The organism is Enterobacter chengduensis, from assembly GCF_001984825.2.
GTDB lineage: Bacteria > Pseudomonadota > Gammaproteobacteria > Enterobacterales > Enterobacteriaceae > Enterobacter > Enterobacter chengduensis.
The window spans coordinates 3,039,555-3,052,005 of sequence record NZ_CP043318.1 but is presented as its reverse complement, the minus strand read 5'-3'; the positions used below and the strand labels follow the sequence as shown (position 1 = coordinate 3,052,005).

11 protein-coding genes are annotated in these 12,451 nt (G+C 58.1%); 7 read left to right on the top strand and 4 right to left on the bottom strand.

Features of this window, described 5'->3' with window-relative positions; all coding sequences use genetic code 11:
* The first annotated feature begins 39 nt into the window (after positions 1 to 39).
* The 5 genes from flhB to bglB all read left to right on the top strand — a co-directional run bounded on the left by flhB (position 40) and on the right by bglB (position 6,641).
* Positions 40 to 1,188: a flagellar biosynthesis protein FlhB gene (flhB, locus tag FY206_RS14810; protein WP_032641336.1), complete on the top strand. Its 1,149-nt coding sequence runs from the start codon at positions 40 to 42 to the stop codon at positions 1,186 to 1,188.
* On the top strand, positions 1,181 to 3,259 hold the full coding sequence (gene flhA / locus FY206_RS14805) for a flagellar biosynthesis protein FlhA (protein WP_032641334.1): 2,079 nt from the start codon (positions 1,181 to 1,183) through the stop codon (positions 3,257 to 3,259). The genes flhB and flhA overlap by 8 nt, the downstream gene beginning before the upstream one ends.
* Positions 3,259 to 3,651 (top strand): flagellar protein FlhE, encoded by a 393-nt coding sequence (gene flhE, locus FY206_RS14800; protein ID WP_032641332.1) that lies wholly within the window; start codon positions 3,259 to 3,261, stop codon positions 3,649 to 3,651. The genes flhA and flhE overlap by 1 nt, the downstream gene beginning before the upstream one ends.
* A 262-nt stretch (positions 3,652 to 3,913) precedes the next feature.
* Entirely contained in the window at positions 3,914 to 5,497 is a 1,584-nt protein-coding gene (locus tag FY206_RS14795) for an MFS transporter (protein WP_032641330.1), read from the top strand.
* A gap of 4 nt (positions 5,498 to 5,501) precedes the next feature.
* Positions 5,502 to 6,641 (top strand): beta-galactosidase BglB, encoded by a 1,140-nt coding sequence (gene bglB / locus FY206_RS14790; protein ID WP_032641328.1) that lies wholly within the window; start codon positions 5,502 to 5,504, stop codon positions 6,639 to 6,641.
* Between the two features lie 76 nt (positions 6,642 to 6,717).
* Here bglB and argS read toward each other — a convergent pair whose 3' ends face one another.
* Positions 6,718 to 8,451 carry an arginine--tRNA ligase gene (argS, locus tag FY206_RS14785; RefSeq protein WP_032641326.1) on the bottom strand — a complete coding sequence of 578 codons (1,734 nt, stop codon included), beginning with the start codon at positions 8,449 to 8,451 and terminating at the stop codon, positions 6,718 to 6,720.
* 239 nt (positions 8,452 to 8,690) lie between these two features.
* On the opposite strand from argS, the gene FY206_RS14780 reads away from it, so the two are divergent.
* Entirely contained in the window at positions 8,691 to 9,251 is a 561-nt protein-coding gene (locus FY206_RS14780; protein ID WP_032641324.1) for a VOC family protein, read from the top strand.
* A 78-nt stretch (positions 9,252 to 9,329) separates the two neighbouring features.
* Positions 9,330 to 10,073 (top strand): copper homeostasis protein CutC, encoded by a 744-nt coding sequence (gene cutC, locus FY206_RS14775; protein WP_032641322.1) that lies wholly within the window; start codon positions 9,330 to 9,332, stop codon positions 10,071 to 10,073.
* 204 nt (positions 10,074 to 10,277) lie between these two features.
* On the opposite strand, the gene cmoB is transcribed toward cutC, so the two are convergent.
* The 3 genes from cmoB to FY206_RS14760 are packed head-to-tail and all read right to left on the bottom strand — an operon-like array spanning position 10,278 to position 12,425.
* Positions 10,278 to 11,249, bottom strand: coding sequence for a tRNA 5-methoxyuridine(34)/uridine 5-oxyacetic acid(34) synthase CmoB (cmoB, locus tag FY206_RS14770; RefSeq protein WP_032641320.1), 972 nt, complete (start codon positions 11,247 to 11,249; stop codon positions 10,278 to 10,280).
* Positions 11,246 to 11,989, bottom strand: a complete 744-nt coding sequence (gene cmoA / locus FY206_RS14765) for a carboxy-S-adenosyl-L-methionine synthase CmoA (RefSeq protein WP_032641316.1) — start codon at positions 11,987 to 11,989, stop codon at positions 11,246 to 11,248. Before cmoA ends, cmoB begins: the two co-directional genes overlap by 4 nt.
* Positions 11,990 to 12,029: 40 nt before the next feature.
* Entirely contained in the window at positions 12,030 to 12,425 is a 396-nt protein-coding gene (locus tag FY206_RS14760; RefSeq protein ID WP_032641314.1) for an MAPEG family protein, read from the bottom strand.
* Positions 12,426 to 12,451 lie beyond the last annotated feature (26 nt).

Below are 12,451 nucleotides of genomic sequence, written 5' to 3'. Positions count from 1 at the left end.
TGGCATGATACCCGTGACGTAATGGGCTGAGCATGCACTGTGGCAGAAGAGAACGACGACAAAACGGAAGCCCCCACACCCCACCGACTTGAAAAGGCGCGTGAGGAAGGGCAGATCCCCCGATCCCGAGAATTGACCTCCCTGCTGATCCTTATCGTGGGCGTGTGCATTATCTGGTGGGGCGGGGAGTCGCTCGCCCGCAAGCTGGCGGGCATGCTGTCCACCGGCTTACGTTTTGACCACAGCATGGTCAACGATCCGAATCTGATCCTCAGCCAGATTATCCAGCTGATTAAAGGGGCCATGGTCGCGCTGTTGCCCCTGATAACCGGGGTCGTGCTGGTCGCGCTGGTCTCTCCGGTGATGCTCGGCGGTCTGGTTTTTAGCGGCAAATCGCTGCAGCCAAAATTTTCCAAACTCAACCCGCTGCCGGGCATTGCGAAAATGTTCTCTGCCCAGACCGGGGCCGAGCTGCTTAAAGCCATTCTCAAATCGGTGCTGATGGGCAGCTCCGCGGGGTTTTACCTCTGGTACCACTGGCCGGAAATGATGCGTCTTATCAGCGAATCGCCTCTTACCGCCATGAGCAACGCCCTGAATCTGGTTGGGCTCTGCGCGCTGCTGGTGGTGCTCAGCATTATCCCGATGGTGGGTTTTGACGTCATCTTCCAGCTGTACACCCACTTCAAAAAGCTGCGCATGTCGCGTCAGGATATTCGCGACGAATATAAGCAGATGGAAGGTGACCCGCACGTGAAGGGGCGTATCCGCCAGATGCAGCGTGCCGCCGCCCGTCGACGCATGATGGAGGATGTGCCGAAGGCCGACGTCATCGTCACCAACCCGACGCACTACTCCGTTGCGCTGCGCTATGACGAAAACAAAATGAGCGCGCCGAAAGTCGTCGCGAAAGGGGCGGGACCGATCGCCCTGCGTATCCGGGAAATCGGCACGGAACACCGGGTGCCGATCCTGGAAGCCCCTCCGCTGGCGCGTGCTCTTTACCGCCACGCGGAAATTGGACAACAGATCCCGGGACAGCTCTACGCCGCCGTGGCGGAAGTGCTGGCCTGGGTATGGCAGCTGAAGCGCTGGCGTCTCGCCGGCGGTCAACGGCCTGTGAAACCTGAGAACCTTCCGGTGCCTGCCGCGCTGGATTTTATGAACGAGAAGGACACTGATGGCTAATCTGGTGGCAATGTTGCGCCTGCCCGGCAACCTGAAATCGACCCAATGGCAGATCCTGGCCGGGCCGATTCTGATCCTGCTAATTCTGTCGATGATGGTACTGCCGCTCCCGGCGTTCATCCTCGATCTGCTTTTCACATTCAACATTGCGCTGTCCATTATGGTGCTGCTGGTGGCGATGTTCACCCAGCGCACCCTGGAGTTCGCCGCGTTCCCGACCATTCTGCTGTTTACCACCCTGCTGAGGCTGGCGCTGAACGTGGCGTCCACGCGTATCATCCTGATGGAAGGGCACACCGGGGCGGCAGCGGCGGGTAAAGTGGTGGAAGCGTTCGGCCACTTCCTCGTCGGCGGCAATTTCGCTATCGGCATCGTGGTGTTCGTTATCCTCGTTATTATCAACTTTATGGTTATCACCAAAGGTGCCGGGCGTATCGCGGAAGTGGGCGCGCGCTTTGTGCTGGACGGGATGCCGGGCAAGCAGATGGCGATCGACGCCGACCTGAACGCCGGTCTTATCGCCGAAGATGAAGCCAAAAAGCGCCGTGCGGAAGTGACGCAGGAAGCCGACTTCTACGGCTCCATGGACGGTGCGAGCAAGTTTGTGCGCGGTGACGCCATCGCGGGCATTCTGATCATGGTGATTAACGTGGTCGGCGGGCTGCTGGTGGGGGTACTGCAGCACGGGATGGACATGGGCCACGCGGCGGAAAGCTATACGCTGCTGACCATTGGTGACGGTCTGGTCGCGCAGATCCCGGCGCTGGTGATCTCCACGGCGGCGGGCGTGATCGTGACCCGCGTGAGCACCGATCAGGACGTTGGCGAGCAGATGGTTGGCCAGCTGTTCAGCAACCCGCGCGTGATGCTGCTGGCCGCTGCCGTTCTGGGCCTGCTCGGCCTGGTGCCGGGCATGCCAAACCTCGTCTTCCTGCTGTTTACGGCGGCTCTGCTGGGGCTGGCCTGGTGGATGCGCGGCCGTGAAATCCAACCGGCAGCGGAGCCTGTTCCGGTCAAAATGCCGGAGAATAACCAGGCCGTCGAAGCAACCTGGAACGACGTTCAGCTGGAAGACTCCCTGGGTATGGAAGTGGGGTATCGCCTGATCCCGATGGTCGATTTCCAGCAGGACGGCGAGCTGCTGGGCCGTATCCGCAGTATCCGTAAAAAATTCGCGCAGGATATGGGCTTCCTGCCGCCGGTGGTGCACATCCGCGACAATATGGACCTGCCGCCCGCGCGCTATCGCATCCTGATGAAAGGCGTGGAAATCGGCAGCGGGGATGCCTATCCGGGCCGCTGGCTGGCGATTAACCCCGGCACCGCAGCAGGCACGCTGCCGGGCGAGCAAACTATCGACCCGGCCTTTGGCCTGGCCGCTATCTGGATTGAAAGCGCCCTGAAAGAGCAGGCGCAGATCCAGGGTTATACGGTAGTCGAAGCCAGTACCGTGGTGGCGACCCATCTTAATCACCTGATCGGGCAATTCTCGGCCGAGCTGTTTGGCCGCCAGGAAGCGCAGCAGCTGCTGGACCGCGTCACGCAGGAGATGCCGAAGCTGACGGAAGATCTGGTCCCGGGCGTGCTGACCCTAACCACGCTGCATAAGGTGCTGCAAAATCTGCTCGACGAGAAGGTGCCGATCCGCGATATGCGCACCATCCTGGAAACCCTTGCCGAGCACGCGCCGATACAAAGCGATCCGCACGAGCTGACGGCGGTGGTGCGCGTGGCGCTGGGGCGGGCGATCACCCAGCAGTGGTTCCCGGGAACCGGAGAGGTGCAGGTTATTGGCCTCGATACGCCGCTTGAACGTCTGCTGCTGCAGGCTCTGCAGGGCGGGGGCGGCCTGGAGCCGGGCCTGGCGGACCGTCTGCTGGCGCAAACGCAGGAGGCGCTGGCGCGTCAGGAGATGCTGGGCGCGCCGCCGGTGCTGCTGGTGAACCACGCGCTGCGTCCGCTGCTGTCGCGCTTCCTGCGCCGCAGCCTGAGCCAGCTGGTCGTGCTGTCAAACCTGGAGCTGTCGGATAACCGCCATATCCGCATGACCGCGACGATTGGAGGGAAATAATGCGTAAATGGCTATGGATTTTACTCTTTCCGCTGGCGGCGCAGGCCGGTGGAGAGGGCTCCTGGCAGGCAAGCAGCATGGGGGTGACCCTCAGCAACCGGGGCGTTGCCATGTCCTCTAACCCGCTGTCGCCTTCTGAGGGCGTATCCGGCCTGATGGGGCTGGTGGTCTGGAACTACCGGCTGATTGGCCCGACGCCTGCGGGATTGCGGGTACGCCTCTGCTCCCAGACGCGCTGTACTGAAATCGACGGTGAAAATGGCACAACGCAGGCGTTCAACGGCGTGCCGGCTGTTGAACCTTTGCGTTTTATCTGGGAAGTGCCGGGCGGGGGGCGTTTAATCCCGGCCCTGAAAGTGCAGAGCAATTCTGTCATCGTCAACTACCGCTAACATCCTGCCTGTTCGCCAGCCATCAGGGAATTCTGATGGCTGGATCTCAAAATCGACCTCACCTTTTGAAGAAAAAGAAACGCTGTTTTATAAATCAGTGACGCGCGTGACCATACTCTTTGCAATTTTGCCATTTACCCACTTCGTGATGGCAGAAACAGAAAGGTTTCAACAGGCCGATGCATTTACTGTAGCCGTATAAAAGCTCCCGGACGAGGCTTGCTTGCAGGGAGTCTCCCAAAACTGATTAGGGTTGACGGCAATGAAAACACGTAAAATTGGATTCGCAAATTATCTTGCTTACGGGTCAGGCGATTTCCTCGGGGCGGGTACCACCGCCCTGACGGCGGCCTGGCTTTTGTATTTTTATACCACCTTCTGTGGACTCTCACCTATCGAGGCAACGTTCATCTTTGCCGCGGCAAGGGTGCTGGATGCCCTGGTGAGCCCGTTAATGGGCTTTTTGACCGATAACTTTGGTACAACCTGGCTCGGCAAGCGTTTTGGCCGCCGCAAGTTCTTTATCCTGCTGGGTATTCCGTGTGTGTTCAGCTACTCGCTGATGTGGGTAGGGGACATGAGCTTCTGGTACTACCTGCTAACCTACCTGGTGTTTGATATTGTCTACACGATGATTCTGGTGCCATACGAAACGCTGGTGCCGGAAATGACCGATGACTTCAAACAGAAGACCAAGTTTTCCGGGGCGCGCATTTCTATGGCGCAGATGTCCGCCATTCTGGCCTCCTTCCTGCCGGGCATCCTGCTAACCCAATTCGGGAAAGACAACGCGGTTTCCTTCTTTTACGCAAGCCTGGTCTTCTCCGTGCTGTGCGCGCTGATGCTGACCTTTGTCTGGTGCTTCACCTGGGAACGCCCGAGAGAGGAGTGGTCTGAAGCGGCGCTGCGTGCCGAAGAAGAGAAGAAGAAGCTGACGCTGGGCCAGAGCCTGAACCGTCTGTTCGTGGAGCTGAGCTCTACGCTGCGGATTAAGATTTTCCGCCAGCATCTGGGCATGTACCTCGGCGGCTATATTGCGCAGGACGTCTTTAATGCGGTCTTCACCTACTACGTGGTGTTTGTGCTGATGCAGGAAGCGTCAATGGCGTCCAACCTGCTGGGCACGATGGCTATCTTCCAGTTCCTTGCGGTTATCGCCATGATCCCGCTGTGTATCCGCTTTGGGCCTGCGCCGTCCTACCGCATGGTGGTGGTGCTGTTTGGCCTGGCCTCTCTCTCATACGCCATGCTCTATTATGCCGGCCTGAGCGACGTCTATGCTCTGCTGTTGCTGATCTCTGCGATAGCGGGCCTGGGGCGCGGCGGCATCAACTACGTACCATGGAATACCTACACCTACATTGCCGATGTGGATGAAGTGATCACCGGCCAGCGCCGCGAAGGGATCTTCGCCGGCATCATGACCCTGACCCGTAAGGCATCTCAGGCCGGTGCGGTGATGCTGGTGGGCATTGTGATGCAGTTATCCGGCTTTGTTAGCGGTCAGAAAGTCCAGCCAGCGGAAGTGAGCCACACCATTCTGATGATCCTCAGCGTGGGCACCATCCTGGTGCTGCTCTGCGGCTTCCTCGTTTCCCTGCGCTTCAAACTTAATCTGCAGACCCACAGCACGCTGCGCGAGGAGACCGCCAAAATGCGCGAGTCTGACCGTGCGATACCCGAAGCTGCCACGCCGCAAGCCCGTGCCACCGTGGAGATGCTGGCCGGTATGCCGTATGAGTCACTGTGGGGCAACAACAACATCGGTTATCTGAATCGCAATAAGCCCGCGGCGCCTTCGCTGAAGGATCGCGCGGTACTGAATTCGACATACAACAGAGGTTAAGAAGATGAAAGTTTGGCCTGTCAAACATAGCCCGTTATTGCGTCAGCCAGAGCGTTTTATCGCCCGGGACGAGCTGAAATCGTTGATTCAGAGCGTGACGCATAATCTGGTGAATATCCACGACAAAACGGGCGAGTTTTTGCTGCGGCTGGACGACGGGCGCGTGATCGACACCAAAGGCTGGGCCGGATGGGAGTGGACGCACGGCGTCGGCCTGTACGGTATCTGGCAGTATTACTGCCAGACCGGCGACAAGGGTATGCGCGACATCATCGACGGCTGGTTCGCGGACCGGTTTGCGGAAGGGGCGACAACCAAGAACGTGAATACCATGTCGCCGTTCCTGACGCTGGCCTATCGCTATGAAGAGAGCAGAAACCCGGCCTGGCTGCCGTGGCTGGAAAGCTGGGCGGAATGGGCGATGAATGAGATGCCGCGTACGGAGCACGGCGGCATGCAGCATATCACCCTGGCGGAAGAGAACCATCAGCAGATGTGGGATGACACGCTGATGATGACGGTGCTGCCGCTGGCGAAAATCGGCAAGCTGCTCAACAAACCGGAGTACGTTGAAGAGGCGGTGTATCAGTTCCTGCTGCACGTGCAGAACCTGATGGACCGGGAGACCGGGCTGTGGTTCCACGGCTGGAATTACGACGGCAACCATAACTTTGCGCGTGCCCGCTGGGCGCGCGGCAACAGCTGGCTGACCATCGTCATTCCGGACTTCCTTGAGCTGGTCGATCTGCCCGAGAGCAACGCCGTGCATCGTTATCTGGTGCAGGTGCTTAATGCGCAGATTGCGGCGCTGGCGAAATGCCAGGACGAGAGCGGGTTGTGGCACACGCTGCTCGACGATCCAAATTCTTATCTTGAGGCGTCCGCTACGGCAGGGTTTGCCTACGGCATTCTGAAAGCGGTGCGTAAGCGCTATGTTAGTCAACAGTATGCTGACGTTGCGGAAAAGGCGATTCGCGGCATCGTAAAAAATATCTCGCCGGAAGGGGAGTTACTGCAAACGTCGTTCGGCACGGGGATGGGCAGCAATCTGGCGTTCTATCGCCAGATCCCGCTGACGTCGATGCCGTACGGACAGGCGATGGCGATACTGTGTCTGACGGAGTATTTGCGGAAATACTTCTGAACCTGTGAATATCCCCGGCGGCGCTGCGCTTACCGGGGCTACAAAATAAAACCCGGCGTTTGCCGGGTTTTTTGTATTACATACGTTCTACGGTTTCGATACCCAGGGTATCCAGACCCAGCTTCAGGGTCTTCGCCGTCAGCTGCGCCAGCTTCAGGCGGCTGTTGCGGACCGATTCATTCTCCGCAGAGAGAATAGGGCAGTGCTCGTAGAAGCCGGAGAACAGACCTGCCAGATCGTACAGGTATGCACACATTACGTGCGGCGTGCCGTCACGCGCAACCACCGTCAGCGTCTCTTCGAACTGCAGCAGACGGGCAGCCAGCTGCGCTTCACGATCTTCCGTGATAGTCACGGTGGCATTCGCCAGCACGCTTTCATCGATATTGGCTTTACGGAATACCGAGAGCACGCGGGTGTAGGCGTACTGCATGTACGGTGCCGTGTTGCCTTCAAACGCCAGCATGTTGTCCCAGTCGAAGATATAGTCTGTGGTGCGGTTCTTGGAGAGATCCGCGTATTTCACCGCACCGATACCCACGGCGTTGGCCAGCTTTTCCAGCTCGTCGGCCGGCATGTCCGGGTTCTTCTCGGCCACCAGACGACGGGCGCGTTCCAGCGCTTCGTCCAGCAGGTCGGAGAGCTTCACGGTCCCGCCCGCGCGGGTTTTGAACGGCTTGCCGTCTTTACCCAGCATCATGCCGAACATGTGGTGTTCCAGCGGAACGCTGTCCGGCACGTAGCCCGCTTTACGCACGATGGTCCACGCCTGCATCAGGTGCTGGTGCTGGCGGGAGTCGATGTAGTACAGCACGCGGTCGGCATGCAGCGTCTCGTAACGGTATTTCGCACAGGCGATATCGGTGGTGGTGTAGAGGTAGCCGCCATCCTTTTTCTGGACGATCACGCCCATCGGTTCACCTTCCTTGTTTTTGTACTCATCAAGGAACACAACCGTTGCGCCTTCGCTCTCAACCGCCAGGTTTTTCGCTTTCAGGTCCGCCACAATGCCCGGCAGCATTGGGTTGTACAGGCTTTCACCCATCACGTCGTCACGGGTCAGGGTGACGTTCAGGCGGTTATAGGTGAGCTGGTTCTGAGACATGGTGATGTCGACCAGCTTGCGCCACATCTCGAGGAAGTATTGGTCGCCGCCCTGCAGTTTTACCACGTAGCTGCGCGCGCGCTCGGCGAAGGCTTCGTCTTCGTCGTAGTGTTTTTTGGCTTCGCGATAGAACCCTTCCAGGTCCGCCAGCGCCATTTCGCCCGCGTTTTCCTGCTGCTGTTTTTCCAGGTAAGCAATCAGCATGCCGAACTGGGTACCCCAGTCGCCCACGTGGTTCGCGCGGATCACCTTATGACCGAGGAATTCAAGCGTACGCACCGCGGCGTCACCGATGATGGTGGAGCGCAGGTGGCCAACGTGCATCTCTTTCGCCACGTTCGGCGCAGAGTAGTCGATCACCACGGTCTGTGCTTCCGGCTGGGAAACGCCCAGACGGTCAGACTTCAGCGCCGCGTCAACGTGGCTTGCCAGGAATGCAGGCTCAAGGAAAATGTTGATAAAGCCCGGACCGGCGATTTCGGTTTTGCTGGCAATGCCGGAAAGATCCAGATGCGTCAGTACCTGCTCAGCGAGCTGTCGCGGCGGCATGCCCAGTTTTTTAGCCACTGCCATCACGCCATTAGCCTGATAGTCGCCAAACTGTACTTTTGCTGACTGACGAACCTGCGGTTCGCAATCCGCAGGCGCGCCTGCGGCAATCAGTGCCTGACTGACTTTTTCGGAGAGAAGAGCCTGAATATTCACCTGGATACCTTACTTTTTTGATGCGGGCTCACAACCACCCGCGCCAGTTAGAGAATTTAGGGCGGGAGTATACTGCAAATGCCTTCTGCCGTCAGCATCGCGGGGCCTGAAGATTGCTCAGAATCTAGGCTAAGAAGGCGTGCATAAACATGCAGTCATAAAAAGCCGGATTCAGCGGTTGGTCAAAACAGGTCAACAGAGTAAATTAGCGGCTTTGCGACACGAAAAGAGAGTGAATTATGGCGAACTGGCAATCCATTGACGAACTGCATGATATTTCCGCAGATTTACCGCGCTTCACCCAGGCGTTCACAGAACTTGCCACCCGTCTGGGTCTGGATATCGCACCGCTTGAGGCCGATCACATCTCTTTGCGCTGTCATCAGAATGCCACCGCCGAGCGCTGGCGTCGCGGGTTCGAGCAGTGCGGCGAGCTGCTGTCCGAGAACATGATTAACGGTCGCCCCATCTGCCTGTTTAAACTGCGCGAGCCGGTGAACGTAGCCCACTGGCAATTCACCGTGGTGGAACTGCCGTGGCCGGGCGAAAAGCGCTATCCGCACGAAGGCTGGGAACATATCGAAATTGTCCTGCCGGGTGAGCCGGAGACGTTGAACGCGCGGGCGCTGGCCCTGCTGTCTGACGACGGCTTAAGCAAGCCGGGGATTTTCGTGAAGACCAGCTCTCCCAAAGGCGAGCGTGAGCGGTTACCTAACCCGACGCTGGCCGTCACGGACGGCCAGGTCACGGTGAAGTTTCATCCGTGGACCATTGAGCAGATCGTTGCCAGTGAAGCGTAAGAGATGTGAGTTCGCGCGGGGAATGAAAGCGGACCGCGTGTCATGATGGTGCGTTTAGTGGGATTTCAGGAGGATTAAATGGCGCTGCTGGAGATTTGTTGTTACAGCGTGGAGTGTGCCGTGACCGCGCAAAAACGCGGGGCTGACCGTATAGAACTGTGCGCGGCACCCAAAGAGGGCGGACTGACGCCTTCTTACGGCGTGCTGAGGGCCGCCCGTCAGGCCGTCACGATCCCCGTTCACCCGATTATTCGCCCGCGCGGCGGTGATTTTTGTTACACGGCGGGCGAGTTTGGTGCCATGCTTGATGATATCGCGCTCGTTCGGGAGCTGGGGTTCCCGGGCCTGGTGACCGGCCTGCTGAATGAAGACGGCAATATCGATATACCGCGCATGCGTCAGATTATGAATGCCGCGCAGGGGCTGGCCGTCACTTTTCATCGCGCATTTGATATGTGTAAAGATCCGCTTCAGGCCTTTGATACGCTTGGAGAACTTGGCGTAGCGCGCGTTCTGACATCGGGTCAACAGGCGTCCGCTGAAAAAGGACTGCAATTAATTACGGAACTAAAAGCACATTCCGGTGTTCCAATAATAATGGCGGGTGCGGGAGTCCGCGCCAGCAATCTGGAACGGTTTTTAAACGCAGGGGTAGAGGAGCTGCACAGTTCCGCGGGTAAATGGATACCTTCACCTATGCGTTATCGCAATACAGGGTTGTCAATGTCGACGGATGCTGAAGCGGATGAGTATTCACGCTACGGCGTAGAGGGAGAGTCGGTTGCGGAAATGAAGTCGCTGATTGAGCGCTATCACGTGTAGCAACGTACCGATTTTTACCGCGCATCATGTCGCCCAATATGATGCTTGCTTGTACCAGGCCCCTGCAAATTACACAGGGGCCTTTTTTTCTCCTTCATATTTCAAGCCGCAGCCGCGTTGGCCGCCTTGCTGCAATTTGAACTATTTTGGAGAAAACGAGTTGAGAGTAGGCCGGGTAAGGCGTAGCCGCCACCCGGCAAAAGGCTACGGCTTGGTCGCAATCAACACCGCACGCATCGGGGCCGGATAGCCTTCGATGGTTTTGCTGTGGTCCGCCGGGTCGAGGAACTGCTCCAGCGATTCGGTGATCATCCAGTCGGTGCGGCGCTGCTCCTCGATTGACGTCACGCTGACGTCGGCAATCCGCACGTCCACAAAGCCGCACTTCTCCAGCCAGTTCTTCAATGCCAGCGCGGACGGGATGAAGTAAACGTTACGCATCTGCGCGTAGCGATCGCCCGGCACCAGTACGGCGTGTTCATCGCCCTCAATCACCAGCGTTTCCAGCACCAGCTCGCCGCCGCTGACCAGCTGATCCTTCAGTTGCCACAGATGCTCAAGCGGGGAGCGACGGTGATACAGCACGCCCATGGAGAAGACGGTATCAAACGCTTTCAGGGCCGGGAGCTGTTCAATGCCCAGCGGGAGCAGGTGCGCGCGCTGGTCGTTACCCAGCAGCTTACGCACCGCTTCAAACTGGCAAAGGAATAGCTGCATCGGGTCGATACCCACCGCCAGATGCGCGCCCGCGCCAATCATGCGCCACATGTGGTAACCGCTGCCGCAGCCCACGTCCAGAATGGTGCGACCGGTCAAATCGGACAGATGAGGCAGAACGCGATCCCATTTCCAGTCCGAGCGCCATTCGGTGTTGATATTCACCCCGTAGAGCGAGAACGGCCCTTTGCGCCACGGCATCAGGTTGCGCATTAGCGTTTCGATGCGGTTAATCTGCCCGGCCGGGAGCGGTGCTTCACTCTCGGCGGTGACGCTGTGCAGAAGATCCAGACGATGCGGGGTCAGTTCCGGCAGAAACTCCACCGCATTTGACCACTGCTTTAACAGGCCGTGCTGCTGATCGCGCTGCCAGGCGGCAATCTGCGCGGGCAGGGTTTCCAGCCAGTGGGCGAGGTGGTTTTTGGCAATCAGCTGATAGAAGTTGCTGAATTCGATCATGCCGGTTCCCCCGCCTTCAGCGCCACCAGAGAGCCAAAGTTAAAGCACTGGAACCACAGCTCGCTGTGCTCAAACCCGGCTTTGCTCAGGCGCGCCTTGTGGGTTTCGACGGAATCCGTCAGCATCACGTTTTCGAGCATGCTGCGCTTCTGGCTGATCTCCAGCTCGCTGTAGCCGTTCGCCCGCTTGAAGTCGTGGTGCATATTGAACAGCAGTTCGCCAACCTCGGCATCTTCGAAGCTGAATTTCTCTGAGAGCACCAGCGCGCCGCCGGGGTTCAGCCCCTGATAAATTTTGTCCAGCAGCAGCTGGCGGTCTTCCGGCACCAGGAACTGCAGGGTGAAATTCAGCACCACCATTGAGGCGTTGTGGATCTCGATCTCGCGAATATCGCCTTCCACCACGTCCACCGGAACAGGGGCTTTATAGGCGTCAATATGGCGACGGCAGCGTTCAACCATGGCCGGGGAGTTATCGACGGCAATGATTCGGCAGCCTTCGTGGTGAACGTTACGACGAACCGACAGCGTTGCCGCGCCGAGCGAGCAGCCCAGGTCATAGACCTGCGTGCCGGGTTGAACGAAGCGCTCAGCCAGCATGCCGATCATAGAGATAATATTGGAGTAACCGGGAACAGAGCGCTGGATCATATCCGGGAAGACTTCGGCTACCCGTTCATCGAAGGTCCAGTCGCCCAGGCTGGCGATAGGCGCGGAAAAAAGCGTGTCGCGATCTGACATAACGTAAAAATCCGGGAAAAATAAAGTGGCGTATTGTGCGCTAATGGAGGGAGAAAACCAACTCCCACGGCATATACCACAGGTTGGCCAGCACCATCAGCAAAAGCGAACACCAGGTCGCGCTCATGCCGGAACGACGCCAGCGGATTAAGCGGTGGTGAAAGCCGTAATAATGCATCAGTCGGCCAACAATAAGAAGCAGGCCACAAACGTGAACCATCCAGGTTTCTGCGCCATTCATCTCCATAAAAAGCAGCAGAATTAAGGCCGCGGGGATGTATTCGACCGCGTTGCCGTGAATGCGGATAGCGCTTTGCAGCTCTGAAAATCCGCCGTCACCGTAAGAGACGCGGTACAGCGTTCTGAGGCGCACAACATCAAATGAAAACTTAATCAGCAGTAATGCACCTAACACCGCATACAGCGCGCTGACCATACTAACTCCCTGTTTTTGGCAGATGG